The sequence below is a fragment of the Streptomyces sp. NPDC000151 genome (assembly GCF_040301705.1).
GTDB lineage: Bacteria > Actinomycetota > Actinomycetes > Streptomycetales > Streptomycetaceae > Streptomyces.
The window spans coordinates 1-18,519 of the sequence record NZ_JBEPFC010000058.1; the positions used below are offsets into that span (position 1 = coordinate 1).

Sequence of the window (18,519 nt, forward strand, 5' to 3'; positions counted from 1 at the left end):
CCGGCGGCGGCCTCCAGCGCCCGCGCCGTGGCGATCCGCTGCGGTCCCTCGGGCCGTACGAGCCAGGGCGCCATGCACACCAGCCACGCGACGGCCCCGCCCGCGACGGCGAGCAGCAGGTGGAAGGGGATCAGGCCCGGCTGCTGCGGCACGAAGAAGGCGGAGGCGGAGATGAAGGTGATGATGAGGTTGCCGGGCGGTCCGATACGGGTCGCGTCGCACATCATCTTGTGCACCGCCGCCAGCGCCGAGGCGATCAGCACGAGCAGCATGGTGTTGCCGATGAAGGCGGAGCTGACCAGGCCGACGGCGAGGCTGGCGATCATGGAAAGGACCACCCAGGCGACGGTCCGGGCGCGCGCGGCGTACGGCTTGTTGTGCGCGTAGAGCGCGCACATCGCACCGGCCGAGGTGTAGAGGACCAGGTCCATCCGGTCCAGGGCGAGCAGCGCCAGGTCGGGCACGGCGATGGCGGCGGCCGCGCTGAACGCGGGCTTGTGCCAGTGCCGCGTCTCCACGGGGCGACGCAGCCGCACGGTGCTCTTGACCGGCAGCGGCCGCGCCCGGATCACGCCACCACTGCTCTTCGTGTCCTTTTGTCTCAGTCGCGTCGGTCCAGCATGCTTGCCCATACGCAAATATTAACAGGTGTTTTACTAGTGAAGAATTAGCCCGCAGTGAAGGCAGGTCATGGGAGCCCCCGGCGGAGGCGGCTCAGCCCGAAGCGCAGCCGCCCCCGACCAGTGGCTGTCAGCCGCCGTCACTTGCCGTGCGTCATCCTCAACAGGGACGGTTCTTGACGTACAGCGCCCGCGGGTCGCGATCCGTGCCGTAGCGCACGTTCTTCGTCGCGCCCTTCTTCAGCCTGCCGCGCGGATCAGGGCGCGTTGGTACGACGACGGTGTAACAGGCTGTCCGCTTGTCGCACAGGTTCGTCAGCCGGACGTACCGCTTGTGCTTCTTCGTGAAGTACTTGACCACCTTGACGCACTGCGGTGCCCGATGGTGCCGGGACGCGGCCGCGGCCGGCTCCACCGACGCTATGCCCAGAGTCCCGCTCAGTGCGGCGGCAGCGATGACTGCAGCCAGAAATCTACGCATGGGTCCCCCCGTGATCGGTCACTTGACTATCGCATTTTCCGCGAGCCGGACAAGGGGCACCCTGCCCGTACAAGGGAGCACGCTGCGGTACGGGGGGCACGCGGGGCGCCCGACACGGGAGCACACCCACGAGAACGCTCTGGCCGTGCTACGAACCACGGGTTCGGCGGTCTCTCCGCCGCCGGCCGCCGCCCGCCGTAGGTCCGCAACCGGTCGCCGATCGACCGGACCGTCGCCGATCAACCGGATCGTCGCTGGCTGCCGCCCGTCGACCGTCTACAGGTGGTCGATCCGCAGATACCGCAGCGCCCGAGCGGTCAGCGTCATGACGTCCTCTGCCCCATCGCCCCGCGCCCAGTACTCCATCGCCACCGTGATCCCATCGATCAGCGCCGCGGCCAGCAGCCGGGTCTCCATGCTGTGGGGATCGCCGCCGGTACGCGGCGCGAGCACCGGTGCCAGCCGGTCCTGCAGCTCCCGCCCGGCTGCCAGCCAGCGCGTACGGAGCGGCGGTACCGAGCCCATCACCCGGAGCAGCCGCCGCGCCCGGTCCGCGTCGGCCAGGCGGCGCAGGGACGCCGAGTCGGCGAACGCCGCCTCGACGGCCTTGCTCAGTGGTTCGTCGGCAGGCCGCGCCGCCAGCTCGTCGACGAGGCCGCTGACGCTCGCCCTGAAGACCGGCGTGAGCGCGTCCTCCTTCGCCGGGCAGTACCGGTAAAAGGTACGCAGCGAGATGCCGGCCGCCCCTGCAATGTGCTCGACCGTCGTCGCTTCGTATCCCCGCTCGGAGAACAACTCTGCCGCCGCCTCGGCGATCGCCATCCGCGTCGCCTGGCGCCGCCCTTCGTCGATCGACGGCCGCCCCCGCCCCGCTGCCATACGCGTCACCCCTCTCCCGCCCGCTCCCCGCCGTCCCGTACCCCGGCACCGCCGCCGCTCGGGCATCGCCGCCCGGAACCTCGTCACTCTGCCACAGCCCCCACAACACTCACTCCACCCGCGAAGCCCGCAGCGCCCACGTCCCCCTCCCCGCCACCTCCTCGCCGCATTCCCCCTCTCCTCCCTCCTTCCTCCTCCTTTCTCCCTCCTCTCCTTGCCGCCCTTATTGGCACGACATGCCATTTAATCTAGGTTGGTCACTCCACTCGCCCGAGGCCGGCGGCGCCGGCAGCGAAGGAGCCACCGGCCATGCCCCCTGCCTCGCGCACCTACCTCGTCACCGGAGCGGCATCAGGCATTGGCGAGGCCACCGCGGCCCGCCTCCGGGCAGCGGGCCACACCGTCATCGGCGCCGACCGGACCGCCGAGGCAGCCGGCGTCGCGATAGCGGCCGATCTCGCCACGGAACAGGGCCGCGCCGAACTGGCCGCCCGCGCCCGGGAACTCACCGGCGGCCGGCTCGACGCCGTCATCGCCTGCGCCGGCCTCGCGCACTTCACGCCCGACACTCTCAAGGTCAACTACTTCGGCGCGGTCGCCACCCTGGAACGCCTGCGCCCGCTGCTCGCCGCCGGCACCGACCCGCGCGCGGCCGTTGTCGCCTCCGTCGCCGCCGTACACCCCTGCGACCCGGCCATCGTCGACGCCGCCCTGGCCGGCGACGAGGCGGCGACGACCGCGGCAGCGCAGAGCGCCATCGACCGAGGCGAGGGGCACCTCCTCTACGGATCGTCCAAGGCGGCCATCGTCCGCTGGGTACGGCGCACCGCCGTCACCGACGACTGGGCGGGCGCCGGCATCCCCCTGAACGCCATCGGCCCCGGCACCGTCCTGACCCCGATGACCGAAGGCATGCTCGCTGACCCCGCCACGCGCCAGGTCGTCGACACCGTCGTCCCGATGCCGCTCAACGGTCACGCCCGCCCCGAACAGGTCGCCCCGCTCCTGACCTGGCTCACCTCACCCGAGAACACCCACGTGACCGGCCAACTCCTCTTCATAGACGGCGGCGCCGAAGCCCTCCTCCGCCGTACGTGACGCACGAACCGGACCTGGCAGTCGGGCCCGCGACGACTGGAGGATCACGGGTGTCGCGTGGGGTGGACACGCGATACGCGATACCCGTGGCTCCGGCCGCCGCGGCAGCAGCAGAGCCGACCTCGTCACGCCGCTCAGACCGCTCAGTCCGCGCCGACCCGCGTCATGCCGCTCAGTGCGCGCCGACCCGCTCATGCCGCTCAGGCCGCGCCGGCCCGCGTCACGCCGCCGCCTCAGCCCTCTGCGGTCGTGATGGTCTCCTGTTGCTGGGACGACGCGGCGATGACTCGCAGGCCGCGGTCGGTGAACTCCTTTCGCACGGATTCCTCCGCCCTGTCGTCGGTGATGAACGTGTCAAAGACATCGGCGTCGCCGATCCGGGCGAAGCAGCGGGCACCGATCTTGGACGAGTCCGCGACGACGACGGCCCGCCGGGACCGCTCGGCCATGAGGCGGTTGACGCGGGCCTCCGCCTCGTCGTGCACGGTGGCCCCCATCTGCGGGTCCATGCCGTTCGCGCCGATGAACGCGATGTCCACGGAAATCTGCCGCAGCACCAGCTCGCTGAACGGGCCGACGAGCTCGAACGACCGCGACTGCGCGACGCCCCCCGTCAGCACGATCTTGATCTGCGGCCGTACGGCGAGCTCATTGGCGATGTTGAGCGAGTTCGTGACGACCGTCAGATGGGGGTGCGGACCGGCTTCCGCGAACTCCGGCCGGGTGGCCAGGGTCCGGGCGATCTCCGTGGTGGTCGTACCGCCGCTGAGCCCAACGACATCGCCGCGCCCGACCAGTTCGGCCGCTGCCCGGGCCACCGCCTCCTTCTCCGCCGCGCGATGGGCGTGCTTGTAACGGATGGGCAGGTCGTACGCCACGGAGCTCAGCACCGCACCGCCACGCGTCCGGGTGAGCAACTGCTGCTCGGCCAGCGCGTCCATGTCGCGGCGCATCGTCGCGGCCGAGACCTCCAGCGCGGTCGCCGCCTCGTCGACATCCACCCTGCCGCGCTCCCCGAGCAGCTCCAGCAGGGCATTCATCCGTTCATGGCGCTTCATGCGAAGACCCTAACCGCCGCCTGTCCGCCGTTCGCCGCGTTGGTGCGTCGGCTCCGGCACCGGCACGGGCTGTGGCACCGGCTCCGGCACCGGCTCCGGAGTCGGAGTCGGCGTCAGCCGCGGGCCGAGGCCGCCGGGGAGTACTGGCCCGGGAGGGCCGTCGTCGCGCCGAGGGCACTCAGTATTCGGGCCGCCTCGTCGGCGACCGCTGCCCGGGCCGGCTTGACGTACTTCCGCGAGTCCACCAGGTCCGGGTCGTCGGCCAGTGTGTCCCGGAGGGAGCGGGTGAAGACCGAGACCAGGTGGGTCGAGATGTTGATCTTTGTCATGCCGGCGGCCACCGCCCGGCGCAGCTCTTCGTCCGGTACGCCCGAGGAACCGTGCAGCACCAGGGGAACCGGCAGTTTCTCGTGCAGTTCGGCGATGAGCTCCTTGTCCAGTACGGCCGTCCGCTCCCGCATGGCGTGCGACGACCCGACCGCCACGGCCAGCGCGTCCACTCCCGTGGCCGTGACGTACGCCAGCGCTTCCTCCGGGTCGGTGCGCACGCCCGGCGCGTGGACACCGTCCTTGCCGCCGACCTCGCCCAGCTCCGCTTCGACGTACACCCCCCGCTCGTGGCACCAGGCGGTCAGCTCGGTGGTGGTCGCGACGTTCTCCTCGTAGGGCAGGGCCGAGGCGTCGACCATCACCGAACTCACCCCGGCCGCGACTCCCTCGTGCACCAACTCGGGCTGCGTGATGTGGTCCAAGTGCACCGCCGTCCGCGCGGAGGAGGCTTCCGCGAGCGCGAGGGTGGCGCGGGTGATCGGCAGCAGGCTGCCGTGATACCGGACGCAGTTCTCGCTGATCTGGAGGATGACCGGGATGCCCGTGCGCTCGGCGGCCGCGACCAGCGCCTCGGCGGTCTCCAGGTGAATGACGTTGAACGACACCGCGCCGACCCGTGCCTCATCGGCGGCCCGGACTATCTCTGACGTGGGGACGAGGGGCATGGAGCCGGCCTCCCTGGCGTGTGGGCGGATGAGGAAGACATGAGGAAGACAGTCAGGGCGGAGGAGGAATCAGGAAGGATCGCGAATAGGGAGGACAGGGAGGACAGGGGGATCAGGGGGGCAGGAAGGGCAGGGGATCAGGGGGTCGGCGGGGTGTTGTCGAGCATGACCGAGCGGGTGAGGCTGCGCGGGTTGTCGGGGTCCAAGCCGCGGGCGCGGGCCCGGGCCAGTGCGACGCGATGGATCAGTACGAGGTCTGCGAGCGGGTCACGGTCGTGCGCCACGAACCGGGCGCCGGTGCGGGTGACTTCGTCCGTCAGCCCGTCCGGCGCGGCGCCGAAGAGCCAGGTGACGCGGCCCGGGGCGGCGATGGATATCGGGCCGTGCCGGTACTCCATGGCCGGATACGACTCGGTCCAACTCTGCGACGCCTCGCGCATTTTGAGTGCCGCCTCGTTGGCCAGGCCGACGGTCCATCCCGTGCCGAGGAAGGAGAACTGCTCGGCGTCGACCCACTCCTGCGCGACGGGAGTGGTCAGCGCCTCCTCGGCGTCGCGTATCGCAGCGGAGAGGTCTTCGCCGAGGTGGGCGCGGAGCAGGGCCAGGGCTGTGGTGGCGAACCGGGTCTGTACGACGGAGCGTTCGTCGGCGAAGGGCAGCGCGACGGTCTCGTCGGAGAGCTCCCTCGCCGGGGTGTCCCGGTCGCCGAGCAGGGTCACCGTGGGAATCCGGCCCCGGACGGCCTCCAGTACGCGCAGGACCTCCGTCGTGGTCCCGGAGCGGGTGATGGCCACCACCGCGTCGTAACCGCGGTCCGCGCCCAGGAAGCTCTCGGAGGCGGGGAAAGCGTCGGTGACGCCGGCGCCTGCGGCTTCGCGCAGCGCGGCATACGACTGCGCCATGAACCACGACGTGCCGCAGCCGATGACGGCGACGCGCAGGCCGTGCTTCGGCAACGGGCCCGCTTCACCGCCCAGGCGCGCGGCCTTGCGCCACGTCTGCGGTTGGCTGCTCAGCTCCTGCTCCATGTACGACGTGCCGGTCATGGTGATCCCGCCCCTCCGTCAGTCGGCTAGTCGGTCAGTCGGCCGGTTGGTGTTTTGCGTGTTGGCGCTCAATGAGTGGCTGAATGAGTGAGTGAAGATGCAATTTTCGGCTTCGTTGCAATCAACTGTACGCATGAACGAGGAGGGTCGCCATCCCTCGTTCGGATGAGCCGTGGAGGGGATCGCTCGCGGGGGAGGGCCCGGGATGGACTGGGACGGACTGGGATGACTTGGGAGGAAGCGAGTGCGTGCAGAGGAAACGAAGGGGTGCGCGGGCCGGTTCCGGCTCGCGCACCCCTTCGCCGGGCTCTCGCCCGAAGTCTGCTCTTGTCCGTTCTTGTCCGTCTGCTCCCGGTCGTCGTCAGCTGGGCAGCTGCTGCCGGTAGCTCGCCAGGTCCGCGACGGTCTTGGTCGCGATGAATTCCGTGATCCGGTATTCGCACACGCCGGCCGTGACGAACGGGTCCTCCTGGGTGATCTTCTCCGCTGTGGCGCGGTCGTCGACCGAGGCGATGATGACGCCGCCGTCGCGCGGCTGCTTGCGGCCCGAGGCGAGGAAATGCCCGGCGGCGAAGTGCTGGTCCAGCCAGGCGACGTGCTGGTCGAGCGCGGCCTCTACGCGGTCGAGGGGAGCGGTGTAGGTCAATTCGAGTATGAACATCCCTGGAATATAGGACAGGGAATGCAGGGCAGGCGGAACGGGCGAGGGCGCGACGGATGACGGGTGAGGGATGACGGGTGACGGGGGACCGCAGGGGCGGGAGGGCGGTCGGGTGGTCCGTTCGCAGCAGTGGATGGGGCGTCGCGTGGCGGGCGATCGGAGGGCGGCCGAGGATGGAGGCCGCACCTGTCTCCTCACGGTTGGGAACAGCACATGATGCGTCGTCTCACTGTCATGCTCACCGCTCTCTTCGCCGCCGGGCTCCTTGCCACAGGGTCCGCCGTCGCGGCGCCCGCCGACGAACCGGACCAGCTGACCCCGCGGGAGCAGGCGGGGCTGGAGTTCGCCGGTGATGTGCTCGGCGCGCTCTTCGGCGGCGGCCAGGGCTGAGGCCTCGCGGCCACGCCGGCTCCGCACAAGAGGCCGTCTCCGCACAAGAAGGCCGTCTCCGCGCAAGAACGTCGGCACCGCACAAGAGCGTGGGCTCTCCAACGCCGGCTCTCAGGGGCCGTTCACCTCGTTGGCGATGTGGTGGGCCCAGTCGCGGACCCGGGTCGTGTCCCGGTGATCGGCAGACGGTGCCTCGTCGCCGCCGGGCCGCTCCCGGTCCCGGTCCCGGTCCCGGCCCCCGTCCCGGTCCGCCGTCGAGCGGTCGAGCAGGCCGCGGAGGCGGCGGGCCGGGCGGCCGGAGCGGCTGTAGCGACCGGACCGACCGGACCAACCGGGCCGACCGGGGCGGCCGCCGAACGTGATGTGCCCGCGGGCGCCCGCCCGGTTCATCGCGCGGCTCGCGCCGGGGACCGGCGGCACGTCGGGGTCGCTCGCCGAGGCGCTCGAAGTGCCGCTGCTGAACAGCCACACCGGGCGGGAGCGCAGCTGTGCCGCGTGCCGGCGGGCGAAGCGGCGGGCGTCGCGGTGCCAGCGGTGCGCGTGGAGCGCGCCGCCGAGGACGACGGCGTCGTACGGGCCCACGCTGACGACCTCCGCCGCGGGGCGCAGTTCAGTATCGAAGCCGTCCTCGCGCAGCACGGCGGCTATTTCCTCCGCGATGCCGTGGGTGAATTCGGCCTTGGTGCCGTAGGCGTAGGCGATCAGTACGCGGTACTTGGCCATGGCGCTTCCTGGGGTTCCGGGACGGGGCGCTTCCTGAGGGGGATCTCCTCCGTCTCGCGATCCGGCTCGCGAGCCGGCTCCGGGCCCTGGTTCCGGTTCCGCCCCGGCCCCCGCTCCCGTACGAGTTCCCGGTCCCGTACGAGTTCCCGATCTCGTACGAGTTCCCGGTCCCGTCCGAATCCCCGGTCCCGTACGCGTTCCGCGATGACCGCGGCCTGGATGCGGCGGCCTACCTTGAGCTTGGTCAGGATGGCGGAGATCCGGTTCTTGACGGTCTTCTCGGCGAGGAAGAGGCGGTCGGCGATCTGGCGGTTCGTCAGGCCCTCGCCGATCAGGTCGAGGATCTGCCGCTCCCGGGGGGAGAGGCGGGCCAGTTCCGGCGGGCCGGCGGGCGCCACTGGGCCGCGGACGCGGGCCAGGACGCGGGCCGTGGCGCCGGGGTCCAGCATCGACTGGCCGGCCGCCACCGTCCGTATGGCCGTCACCAGGTCGGATCCCTTGATCTGCTTCAGTACGTACCCCGCGGCGCCGGCCATGATGGCGTCGAACAGCGCCTCGTCGTCATCGAAAGAGGTGAGTATCAGGCAGGCAAGGCCGGGGAGCGTGCCGCGCAACTCCCGGCAGACGTCGATGCCTTCGTGATCCCCGCTGTCGGTACTGGAGCCCAGCCGTACATCGAGCACCGCGACGTGTGGCCGCAGTGCGGGGGCGCGGGCGAGCGCCTGGCGGGCGTCGGCCGCGTCGCCGACGACGGTCAGGTCCGGCTCGGCGTCCAGGAGGTCGCGCAGGCCGCGGCGGACCACTTCGTGGTCGTCCAGCAGAAAGACGCGGATGGGGGAGGTCTGCGCACCACCGCCGGGCTCCGTCATGGTCTCGGCTCCGTCCTTGTCCGTGTCCGGTCCTTGCCCGGTCCGTGTTCGGTCTCGCCTGGCCTGTGTTCGGTCCCGCCTGGTTCGTGTCCGGTGCTGCCCGGTCCGTGCCCAAGAGCGGCGGCGTCGGGGGGCGGCGACGTCCGGGCATCGCGTCCCTTCGGGACGACGCCCCCAGCCTGGTACACCCGCGCACGCACCACCATGGGCCGACAGGCCCCATCCGGGACCGGAGAGCCCTCGGAACCCTCGGCAAGAAGGCCAGGAGGGTGTCCGCCACCGAGAGCAGGAGGGTGTCCGCTCCCGAGAGGGGGTCAGTCCGCGACCGTAAGGGCCTGGGGACTGGCCTCCTTCATGCGGGTCTTGATCCATTTGATGTGGGTGAGGGTTTCCTTGTGGTGGGCCGTCACCTCGGTGAGGAGGTCCTGGTCGCGTACCGCCTGGGCGACCTGGCCCAGGCAGATCCAGTGCACGTTCACGGCCTGTGCCGCGAGGAAGAGCTGTCGCAGGTCGCGGAGCAGGAGGAGGCCGGACTCCGGGCGGCGGCCGAGGACCACGGAGGACGTGCGGCGTACGGAGTCCATGGCCGAGGAGACGGGCGCGGGCGGGCGGCGGGGCGGGGTGAGGCGTTTGCCGTAGCGCTCGGCGATGGCGCGTACTCGGGCGGCGTGCGTGTCGCACTGGGTGGCGATGGTGCGGCACGGGGAGGACGTGCCGTGGTCGGCGGCCTGGCGCTCGGCGGTCCTGCGGCAGGCGGTGGCGAAATCGGTCTCCGCATCGTGCAGTTCGGAGAGGAGCAGGCCGATCTTGTTCATGGGGGTCAGCCTTCCGTGGTGGGGGCCGTCGCCTTCGTCACCCGTACCGCCGTCACCTTGTAGAGCGGCTGTTTGGAGACCGGGTCCCACTGGGTCGGGGTGAGTTCGTTGGCCGCGCGGGTGTGAGCGGCGGGCCCGTCGTCCACAGGGCGGTCGAAGTACCCGTAATGGAAGGGGGCGAAGACGACCCCTGGGCGGGGGCCGGACAGGCGTACGGGGGCCTCGATGCGGCCGTGGCGGGAGCTGACGGTGACCGTGTCGCCGTCCTTGATGCCCAGCGGATCCGCGTCCTCCGGGTGCAGCTCGACCCACATCCCGGGGGCCGCGTCCTGCAGTTCGGGGCTGCGGGCGGTACGGGTGCGGGTGTGCCAGTGGTGGACCGTGCGGCCGGTCGTCAGGCGCAGCGGGTAGTCGGCGTCGAGGGGGTCGTGCGGGGGCTGGTAGGCGGCCGCCTTCAGGAACGCGCGCCCTGCCGGGTCGTGGGCGCGGTACTCGTCCTCCTCGTTCTGCGCGCCGGTGAGCAGGTCGTGGCCGTAGTCCTCGCAGTGGTCGGCGTGGGTGGGGAAGACGTGGTCCGTGTAGAGGCGTTCGGTGCCTTCGGGGGCGGCGGCGGTGCACGGCCACTGGATGCCGTCGCCGCCGCGCAGCCGTTCGTACGTGAGCGCGCTCTGGTCGCACGGGCGGCCCGCCGTCACCGCCGTGAAGGCCCGCCAGGCGTCCTCGGGCCGCTTCCACGGGAGCAGCGGCCGGCCGTCCTTGTCGCGGAAGTCCATCCGGTGCGCGTAATCGAGCAGGATGTCGAAGTCCGGGCGGGCCTCGCCCGGCGGGTCGACGGCCTTCTCCGAGAGGTGGACCGTGTGGTCGGCGTTGGTGCAGCAGCCGGTCTTCTCGCCCCACAGGGCGGCCGGCAGCACCACGTCGGCCAGTTCCGTCGTCTCCGTCGCGAACGCGTCGCTCACCACGATGAACAGCCGGTCCTGGCCGTATACGGACCGGATGCGGTGCAGCTCGGGGAGGGAGACGGCCGGGTTGGTGCCGGTGATCCACAGGAACCTGACGGAGCCGTCCTCGCAGTGGCGGAAGATCTCCATGGCGTGGGTGGGCGGTGACCAGTGAGGGACCTGCAGTACGTCGACGTTCCAGGCGTCGGCGAGCTCGCGTACCTGGGCGTCGTTCTGCCAGTTGCGGAAGCCCGGGAGAGTGCCGTTGGCGCCCGTCTCGCGGGTGTTCTCGGCCGTCGGCTGGCCGTTCATCTGGAAGACCGTGCAGCCCGGCCGTCCGATCATGCCGCGCAGCAGGTTGACGTTGTTGACCTGGACGGCGGCGGCCGTCGCCTGGTGCGACTGGTACACGCCCTGCAGCACGGTGGAGACCAGCCGCTGCCCCGCGCCCAGGAGGCGGGCGGCCTCGCGGAGGTCGTCGGCGGGCACGCCGCAGATCTCCGCCGCGTACTCCGGTGTGCAGTCCGCGACCGTCGCGCGCAGCTCCTCGAAGCCGACGGTGTGCTCCTGTACGAAGGCGTGGTCGATCCGGTCGGTGCGGATCAGCTCGTGCAGCAGGGCATTGAGGAGCGCGACGTTCGTACCGGGGCGCAGCGCCAGGTGGACGTCGGCCTCGCGTGCCGTGGGTGTGGTGCGCGGGTCGACGACCACCAGGCGCGGGCGGTCCGGGCCGTGCAGCCGGTCCAGCATCCGCGTCCACAGCACCGTCTGGGTCTCCGCCACGTTGTGGCCGACCAGGAAGAGCGTGTCGCACAGGTCGATGTCGGCGTACGAGCCCGGGTCGCCGTCGCTGCCGAAGCTCTCCACCAGCGCCCATTCGGCCGTCGCCGTGCAGAGCCGGGTGTTGCCGTCCAGGTGCGGCGTGCCGAGGCCGCCGCGGGCGATCAGCGCCTGGGCGTAGTACTCCTCGGCGAACAGCTGGCCGCTGGTATAGAAGGCCAGCGCGCCGGGTCCGTACCGTTCCAGTACGTCCTTGGACCGTTCCACGACGGTGTCCAACGCGGTGTTCCAGTCGGCGGGGCGCAGCCGGCCGCCGCTGCGTACGAGGGGAGTGGTGAGCCGGTCGGGGGAGTTGTTGGCCTGCCAGGCGAACAGGCCCTTCGGGCCCAGTCGTCCGCGGTTGACGCGGTCGCCGGCCCGGCCGCGGACGCCGACCACCCGGCCGTCCGCGACGGCGAGGTCGAGGCCGCAGCCGTTGGAGCAGAACACGCAGGTGGCGGGCGTCCAGTGGTCGACCTGCGGCTCGTCGACGGTGAGGTACTGGTCGACGCGCTCCGGCCAGGGGGTTCCGGGGGCGTACGGGGTCCTGGCGCCCCATACGTCGTCGACGCGGCTCCGGGCAGTGCGGTTACTCGTACCCGCCGCACGGTCCAGTGGCGTCCGGTTCCCGTTCCTGTGGTTCTGCTCCGGCATCGCGCGTGCCCTCCTGCCCTGCGCCGACTGCACCGGTCCTGTACGGGACGCGGGTTCCCGCCCGGCGGCGGTTCGCACCTGCCGGCACTCGGGGCCAGCCTCGCGCCCGCTACGGGGGGCGAGGGCACACGACACGCTTCGGGGACGGCACACCACCTGGACGCCGCCTCTCCACAACGGGGCCCGCGAGGGCCGGGGAGCGGGCCGTCGGGCAGCTCCCTGGACGCCGGATGCCCGGGTTGATCGAATGGTGGGATGACATCGTTCTGGACGGGCGAGCGGGTGCGGCTGCGCGGTATCGAGCCCGACGACTGGCGGATATTCATGGGCTTCGACGAACACTCCGCGCACCAGCGGTCGGGAGACATGATCCGTCCGCCCCGTTCCGCCGAGGGGTACCGCGCCTGGGCGAAGGAGCGGGCCGGGGCCGAGCCCGAGGGCGACCGCTTCAAGCTGGCCGTCGAGGCGCTCGACACCGGGGAACTGGTCGGTACCGTCGCCACCACCCACGCCGACCCCCGTACGGGCCGGTTCGAGTACGGCATCGCCACCGGCGCCGGCCACCAGGGCAAGGGCTACGCCTCGGAAGCCGCCGTACTGCTGCTGCGCTTCATGTTCGGCGAGCGGCGGTACCACAAGTGCGAAGCGCGGATATACGGCTTCAACGAGGCGTCGCTGGCGCTCCATCGTCGGCTCGGCTTCATCGAGGAGGGCCGGTTGCGGGAGCACGCGTTCTGCGCCGGCCGGCACCACGATGTCGTCATCATGGGGATCCTCGCCGAGGAGTTCGCCCGGCTGCACCCGAGCGGCGAGCTGTGATCACTGGTCTCCACTCCTCGCCGGACCCGGTAGCGTGGCGGGATCATGATGAACTCCGGAACGGTCTCCCGCGACGACGAACTGCGCCACTGGCCCACCGACGAGGCCGCCGCCCGCGCCGCCCAGGACCGGCTGCGCCGCCATGTAGTACTCGATGAGCCTGGCCCCGAGCCGGACTTCGACGGCACGGTGGCAGGGGTGGACGTGGCGTACGACGACGAGCGGGGCGTGGTCGCAGCGGCGGCCGTCGCGCTGGACGCCCGTACGCTGCGCGTCGTCGACGAGGCGACGGCGGTCGGCCCGGTGTCCTTCCCGTACGTCTCCGGGCTGCTCGCCTTCCGGGAGATCCCGACCGTGCTCGACGCGCTCGACCAGCTCGAGCGCGTCCCCGACCTCGTGGTCTGCGACGGGTACGGGCTTGCCCACCCGCGCCGCTTCGGGCTCGCCTGCCACCTCGGGGTGCTCACAGGGCTGCCGGTGATCGGCGTCGGGAAGAACCCGTTCACCTTCACGTACGAGGCGCCGGGGCGGGAGCGCGGCGCCACCTCGGCGCTGCTGGACGGCGGCGAGGAGGTCGGCCGCGCGCTGCGGACGCAGCCGGGTGTGAAGCCGGTCTTCGTGTCCGTGGGGCACCGCGTCGGGCTGGACCGCGCGTGCGCCCACACGCTGCGGCTGGCGGTGAAGTACCGGCAGCCGGAGACCACCCGGGCCGCCGACGAGCTGTGCCGGAGGACGCTCGCGGAGGCGTGAGCGGGCGCCGCACTCCGTAGGCGCTGCACTCCCCAGGCGCTGCACTCCGGAGATGCCGCATCCCGTGCGGCGCCCCGTCGGCCCCGCCGCCCCGCCCGCCGCGCCTCAGTCCGTGCCGACCACCCGGAAGCGCAGCCCCGCCCGCGTCAGCCGTTCCCTGAGCGCGTCGCCCATCGCCACCGCGGTCGTCACCTGGCCCGCGGTGTCCGGGAGCTCGTCGTACGCCAGGCTCAGGGCCGACTCGGCGAGCATCTTCGCCGTCTCGTCGTACCCGGGATCGCCGCCCGCCACCTCGGTCACGACCCGCCGGCCGCCGCCCTCGCCCACGAAGCGGACCGCGAACCAGCTGCTCGCCCGGCGCGCCTCGTCCGGTCCCTCGCCCGGCGCGAGCCGTGCCGACAACCACCGGCGCGCGGGCGGGAGCTGGGCCAGGCCGCACGCCGCACCCGCGCCCAGTACGCCGCCGACCGCCACCGGAAGCGACTTGACGCCGGCGTAGTGCCGGTAGTGGAAGTCCGGCCCGTACCGCTCCAGGGCGGCCGCCGAGCGGGCGATCACCTGCGGATCGAGGGTCGGCAGCGGTACGCCCCAGACGCCCTGCTCCCGGGTCGGCGCCCCGAGCACCGCGCGTACCGTACGGCCCACCGGGCGCGGCTCGGCGCGCTGCCGCTCGCGGGCGGCGCGCACCATGCCCAGCGGCCGGGACACCGCGGTCAGCGCGGAGGCCAGCGTGCCGCCCGAGAAGGTGGCGTTGCTGCGGACGAAGCCGGCCAGCCGCAGCGGTACGCCTTCGGGCAACAGCCCCACCGTGTACTGCGCGCCGAGGTCGTGCGGGACCGAGTCGAAGCCGCAGGCGTGCACCAGGCGCGCGCCCGAGGCCCGCGCCGTCGCATCGTGGCGCAGATACATCCGGTCGACGAACTCCGCCTCACCGGTGAGGTCCACATAGTCCGTGCCCGCCGCGGCGCAGGCCGCCACGAGCGGTTCGCCGTACGTCAGGTAGGGGCCGACGGTCGTGGCCAGCACTCGCGTAGCCGTGGCCACGGAACGCAGCGAATCGGGGTCGGCGGAGTCGGCGTGCAGCAGCGGCAGGTCGGCGCAGGCCGGGTGACGGGCCGCCAGCTCGTCGCGGAGCCGCTCCAGCTTCGCCCGGTTGCGCCCGGCCAGCGCCCAGCGGCAGCTCTCGGGCGCGTGCGCGGCCAGGTAGGCGGCGGTGAGCCGGCCCGCGAAGCCGGTCGCGCCGAAGAGGACGACGTCGTACGCCCGCCCCGCGTCGTCCTGTCGTCCCATGGTGTGGCCCCTTCGTTGTGATCGCGCCGGCAAGGCTCGCACGCTAGGGAACAGCTATACGCGGCGTCAACACGACCCCGTGCGCGTCGCGGCACGGCCCCATGTGCGTCGTGGCGCGCCAACACCGGTCGGAGCCGGCCGTGGACGGCGCGCTGCTGGCCGGTGCACACGGTGTCGTCCCCGGGCTCGCCAACGTCGATCCGGAGGGCTACGTCCGGCTGTACGACCGCCAGGGCCGGGCGGTGGCCGGGGGACGCGGCGGAACAGGACCGGCTGGCGGCCCTTTTCGCCACCACCGATGTCGGCGACGAGTCCGCCATGGGGCGCAGCTCCTCCGCGCTCGGCGCGTTCAAGGCGGCGCTGCACCTGCTCGGCGTCATCGACTGCCCGGCCACCGCCGCGCCGCAGCTCCCTCTCGGCCCGGCCGCCGTGCAGGCCGTCCGCCGACTGCTGGAGGACGCCTCGTTGCTCTGACGGCAGCCCACCGAGGGATCAGAGCCTGTGTCTGAACCCCCGCCCGGGCGCCCGCCACCTGGCACGCACTGTCTCCGGCACCGCCACCTGGCACGCGCTGTCTCCGGCACCGCCGCCGGCATGCGGCTGTTGCCCCGCATCGCCGCCGCCCGCTCCCGGTGACCGAGGCCGGGGCGGACGCCGGCTACCGCATCCCCTCGGGACTCTCGGCCGGCCCTGAGGCCGTCAGCGAGGCATCTGCGAGGCGTGCTGGTCGCGCAAGGCGGTCCAGGCGACGCGCTGTTCGGGCAATTCCGTCGCGGGGACATCGTGGCCGGCGCGCCGTAGCAATTCCAGCGCGGTTGCCAGGAATCCGACGGTCAGCGCTCGCTCCACGCCCTGGTCGGTGCGCCCGTAACGGCGCAGTCCCTCCTGGCAGAACTCGCGCAGGATGTCCACATAGATCTCGGAGTCGGCACCGATGCCGGACGGGACACTGAGCAACTGCGAGACGAGCGCAGCCTGCCCGGTGAAAAGGCGGGCGACGTCGGAATCCGCTGTCCACAGCACCGCGCCGGATTCCTCGTCGTCCTCGGCGAGGGCACGGAATTGCACCGTATTCCCGGCAGCCTGCGGAGTACGAGCGCCCTTCTGGATCTGTTCCGCGGAAGCGACGGGGAGTGTTCCGGCGGCGAGCACCGCGCGGACCTGGTCGAGAATGAGCCGGTCCTCCATGGCGACGGACCGCGCGGTGACGTCGTCGACGAGGAGCTGCAATACCTTCAGCCACTCACTGCGGAAATGCGCCTCGGGCACCACCAGTCGGGCGCGCTCGTTCAGCAGGTCGGCGGGGCCGTAGTCGACGCTGTCCCAGCGGGAGTCGATGACCAAGTCGGCGTCGTCCCGTGTGATCCGCCACTCCACCTGGAACCCGGACGGTCCCCAGTGCACGTGAACCGGCGTGTCCGTCCCCTCCGCCAGCCTCGCCAGCATCATGGCGATGTCGTCCACCATGACCTGCACGTCCTCGCAGTACACCAGCGACACCGGCACGCCGTTCCACGAAAGGATCATGCGCTCGGTGTCGACCGGGTACATCTCCGCGATGGCTTCGGGCATGTTGTCCACGACACCGGGGACGTCGCGTGCCTCCGGCGAGCCCGTTTGAATCCAGAAATCCATGACCAGCCTATTTGGTGTAAGGGTACGCGTGAACCGTACCATCCGGACGGACCTTGACATACATCGCGTTCGGCTTTCTCGTGGCCCCCTCCGGCAGGAATTCGATGCAATCGTTGTCCGGTGGCAGATCGAAGAATCCCTGTTTTCCCGGGCCGAGTTCACTGGCCTTCCGGACGGCGTAGTCCACGTCGGCCGGGCTGCCGAACTTCCCCTGCGGATTTCCCGACTGTTTGGCCCGCTGCGGCCCCTCGTTCCAGTCGATGCCGTGTTTGCCGCCCTTCAGGGCGGCTCCCTCGGGCTTATATTTCTGCCCGTCCTCCGTGACACCCTTGCGGACCTCGGCGACCTGCTTGTTGCGGCTCAGATCCGACAGGTCCGATTTCCGCTGCGTGTGGCGGACCTGTTCTTCCTCGGAGATCGGCTTGGGCTCGCCCTTCGAGGTCTCCGGCCCGGACCAGTCGCCCTTCCCTCCGCCACCGCCGCTGTCGGAGGTCATGTCGACCCGGTTCGGTCCGGCCGCGTCCATGGCCAACTGGCTCGCACCGGCGGTGATCAGCCCGACGCCGCCGGCAATCGCGCCGGCCGACACCACGCCGGCCGGCACCCCGAGGACTGCTCCGACGCCGGTGACGTCGAGCATCGCACCGCCGACCTCGCCGCCCGCACCCAGCGTCACCAGCGCCATACCGCCCAGCACCTCGCCAACCTGCCCGGCGTCGTGCAGCATTGCGTTGCCGAGCGACGCCAGGTCGGACAGCGCCACCTCGCCCATGTCCTCCAGGAGGTGCCCGGTGTCCGACAGGACCGTCCCGGCGGTGTCCTTGGCCTTGTCCCAGTTGGTGTCGTGCATGCCGTCGTGCGTAATGGCGCGGCGGATGACTCTGGCCGCTTTCTCGGCGGCACGATCGCGCACTTCCTTCGCGTCCTGCAGGGCGGACTTCGCCTTTTGCAGGTCGGAGGCAGCCTCACCACGTTTCTTCTTCAGCCGCACGCGGTCCGGGTCGTCGTCCGGTGTGTGAGATGGCAGCTTACCTATGGCACTGACGGCGGACTGGTGATCCTCGTGTGCAGCCCGCCCCGCCTTCAGGGCCTTGTCGGCCAATTGCTGGGCATGCTCCAAAGCGGAGGCCCAGTCGGCTGTGCTTTCCGGGCGGACTCGCTCCCCCATGGCGCCGGCGGCCTTGTCGTAGCGGTGATAGGCCTTGCGGAGCGGCTCGATCGTGTCATCTGCGGTCTCGCGGAACTTGTCAGCCGCCTTGGACTGCCAGGACTCGACGGCGGAGAGAGCTTTTATGTCACCCGCCTCGCGTGAGATGTCCTCCGCGGTATCGCGAAGTGACTGGCCCAGCGCAGCGACCAGGTCGGGGTCACCGGGTATGGGGTCTTCGTCCTCGTCCAGGACTGCCCACTCATGAGCGGGAGGGCGCCTCATTTCGCCCCGCCATGGTGCTGCCTCTCGGCGTCCTGCTTGCGCAGGGCTCTGGCGAGTTCGGCATCCAGAGCGTCGTAACTCTTGGCGGCCTTTTCCGTGATGACGCCCAGGGTCTTGATCTTCTCCGCCAGGTCTTCGCGGTGGATCTTCCAGTTGCTGGCGAATTCCCCGAAGGCATCGACGACGCTCTGGTTCCCCAACTCTCCTGTCGAGTAATCATCAGTCGGGTTGGCCCTGGTGGTGAAAGATTCGTAGATCCGGTGCAGCGCGCGTGAACACTCCCGAATCCGCTGCGTGTCGGCTTTCAGGTCGCTCATCGTATGCGCCCCAGCACCACGGCGAAGCGCCGAGCCTGGCGAATCTCCGCACCGTCCGATGCGGCACGCCGCAACCGGTGACCGCAGCTCTCTTCTTGCTTATGTATCAACATGGCAATCGATTCCCCCGATTCCCTCGGTTCGCCGGACAGACGGGTGAACAAAGTCGTTGTGTGCACTGCTTGGTGGTGCCGCGGGTCGCAGCCACCTGTTGTGAGCCCATTCCG

The 18,519-nt window shown here is 71.2% G+C and carries 17 protein-coding genes and 3 pseudogenes; 5 read left to right on the forward strand and 15 right to left on the reverse strand.

Translation table 11 applies throughout. The annotated features are described in order from the left end of the window. The 3 genes and pseudogenes from ABT381_RS18015 to ABT381_RS18025 form a co-directional block, all read right to left on the reverse strand. Positions 1–572: pseudogene (locus ABT381_RS18015) on the reverse strand (FUSC family protein); the annotation flags it as partial. 208 nt (positions 573–780) lie between these two features. Further along, a complete protein-coding gene (locus tag ABT381_RS18020; protein ID WP_351594773.1) occupies positions 781–1,101 on the reverse strand; it encodes a hypothetical protein in 321 nt (106 codons plus the stop codon). A 276-nt stretch (positions 1,102–1,377) separates the two neighbouring features. Next, entirely contained in the window at positions 1,378–1,980 is a 603-nt protein-coding gene (locus ABT381_RS18025) for a TetR/AcrR family transcriptional regulator (RefSeq protein WP_351594775.1), read from the reverse strand. A gap of 309 nt (positions 1,981–2,289) precedes the next feature. On the opposite strand from ABT381_RS18025, the gene ABT381_RS18030 reads away from it, so the two are divergent. Beyond that, a complete protein-coding gene (locus ABT381_RS18030) occupies positions 2,290–3,078 on the forward strand; it encodes an SDR family oxidoreductase (protein ID WP_351594777.1) in 789 nt (262 codons plus the stop codon). 233 nt (positions 3,079–3,311) lie between these two features. On the opposite strand, the gene ABT381_RS18035 is transcribed toward ABT381_RS18030, so the two are convergent. The 4 genes from ABT381_RS18035 to ABT381_RS18050 form a co-directional block, all read right to left on the reverse strand. Then, entirely contained in the window at positions 3,312–4,136 is an 825-nt protein-coding gene (locus tag ABT381_RS18035; protein WP_351594779.1) for a DeoR/GlpR family DNA-binding transcription regulator, read from the reverse strand. 113 nt (positions 4,137–4,249) lie between these two features. Further along, positions 4,250–5,131, reverse strand: a complete 882-nt coding sequence (locus ABT381_RS18040) for a class II fructose-bisphosphate aldolase (protein ID WP_351594781.1) — start codon at positions 5,129–5,131, stop codon at positions 4,250–4,252. Between the two features lie 137 nt (positions 5,132–5,268). Next, positions 5,269–6,177 (reverse strand): SIS domain-containing protein, encoded by a 909-nt coding sequence (locus tag ABT381_RS18045; protein WP_351594784.1) that lies wholly within the window; start codon positions 6,175–6,177, stop codon positions 5,269–5,271. A 361-nt stretch (positions 6,178–6,538) separates the two neighbouring features. Beyond that, positions 6,539–6,838, reverse strand: coding sequence for a YciI family protein (locus ABT381_RS18050; protein WP_351594787.1), 300 nt, complete (start codon positions 6,836–6,838; stop codon positions 6,539–6,541). Between the two features lie 234 nt (positions 6,839–7,072). Between ABT381_RS18050 and ABT381_RS18055 the strand changes: the two genes are divergently transcribed. Next, entirely contained in the window at positions 7,073–7,228 is a 156-nt protein-coding gene (locus tag ABT381_RS18055; protein ID WP_169749893.1) for a hypothetical protein, read from the forward strand. Positions 7,229–7,339: 111 nt separating this feature from the next. Here ABT381_RS18055 and ABT381_RS18060 read toward each other — a convergent pair whose 3' ends face one another. From ABT381_RS18060 to ABT381_RS18075, 4 genes and pseudogenes are all read right to left on the reverse strand, one after another. After that, positions 7,340–7,951 (reverse strand): flavodoxin domain-containing protein, encoded by a 612-nt coding sequence (locus tag ABT381_RS18060; protein ID WP_351594791.1) that lies wholly within the window; start codon positions 7,949–7,951, stop codon positions 7,340–7,342. A 182-nt stretch (positions 7,952–8,133) separates the two neighbouring features. Further along, positions 8,134–8,820 (reverse strand): annotated as a pseudogene (locus ABT381_RS18065) (response regulator); the annotation flags it as partial. A 314-nt stretch (positions 8,821–9,134) separates the two neighbouring features. Continuing rightward, on the reverse strand, positions 9,135–9,635 hold the full coding sequence (locus ABT381_RS18070; RefSeq protein WP_351594794.1) for a hypothetical protein: 501 nt from the start codon (positions 9,633–9,635) through the stop codon (positions 9,135–9,137). Positions 9,636–9,640: 5 nt separating this feature from the next. Continuing rightward, positions 9,641–12,049 carry a molybdopterin oxidoreductase family protein gene (locus tag ABT381_RS18075; RefSeq protein WP_351594796.1) on the reverse strand — a complete coding sequence of 803 codons (2,409 nt, stop codon included), beginning with the start codon at positions 12,047–12,049 and terminating at the stop codon, positions 9,641–9,643. A 255-nt stretch (positions 12,050–12,304) separates the two neighbouring features. Here ABT381_RS18075 and ABT381_RS18080 point away from each other — a divergent pair, with 255 nt between their 5' ends. After that, the gene (locus tag ABT381_RS18080) at positions 12,305–12,868 is read left to right on the forward strand and encodes a GNAT family N-acetyltransferase (protein ID WP_351594799.1); all 564 of its coding nucleotides are present in this window, start codon (positions 12,305–12,307) and stop codon (positions 12,866–12,868) included. 45 nt (positions 12,869–12,913) lie between these two features. Next, positions 12,914–13,618, forward strand: a complete 705-nt coding sequence (locus tag ABT381_RS18085) for an endonuclease V (RefSeq protein ID WP_351594801.1) — start codon at positions 12,914–12,916, stop codon at positions 13,616–13,618. A 105-nt stretch (positions 13,619–13,723) separates the two neighbouring features. Here ABT381_RS18085 and ABT381_RS18090 read toward each other — a convergent pair whose 3' ends face one another. Then, the gene (locus ABT381_RS18090) at positions 13,724–14,908 is read right to left on the reverse strand and encodes a saccharopine dehydrogenase family protein (RefSeq protein ID WP_351594803.1); all 1,185 of its coding nucleotides are present in this window, start codon (positions 14,906–14,908) and stop codon (positions 13,724–13,726) included. A gap of 128 nt (positions 14,909–15,036) precedes the next feature. Here ABT381_RS18090 and ABT381_RS18095 point away from each other — a divergent pair. After that, a pseudogene (locus ABT381_RS18095) lies at positions 15,037–15,382 on the forward strand (dihydrodipicolinate synthase family protein); the annotation flags it as partial. A gap of 225 nt (positions 15,383–15,607) precedes the next feature. On the opposite strand, the gene ABT381_RS18100 reads toward ABT381_RS18095, so the two are convergent. The 3 genes from ABT381_RS18100 to ABT381_RS18110 are packed head-to-tail and all read right to left on the reverse strand — an operon-like array spanning position 15,608 to position 18,292. Further along, complete coding sequence (locus ABT381_RS18100) at positions 15,608–16,543, reverse strand: DUF6086 family protein (protein WP_351594806.1); 936 nt, start codon at positions 16,541–16,543, stop codon at positions 15,608–15,610. Positions 16,544–16,550: 7 nt separating this feature from the next. Continuing rightward, positions 16,551–17,975 (reverse strand): putative T7SS-secreted protein, encoded by a 1,425-nt coding sequence (locus ABT381_RS18105; RefSeq protein ID WP_351594809.1) that lies wholly within the window; start codon positions 17,973–17,975, stop codon positions 16,551–16,553. Further along, complete coding sequence (locus ABT381_RS18110; RefSeq protein WP_351594811.1) at positions 17,972–18,292, reverse strand: hypothetical protein; 321 nt, start codon at positions 18,290–18,292, stop codon at positions 17,972–17,974. The genes ABT381_RS18105 and ABT381_RS18110 overlap by 4 nt, the downstream gene beginning before the upstream one ends. Between the last annotated feature and the right edge of the window lie 227 nt (positions 18,293–18,519).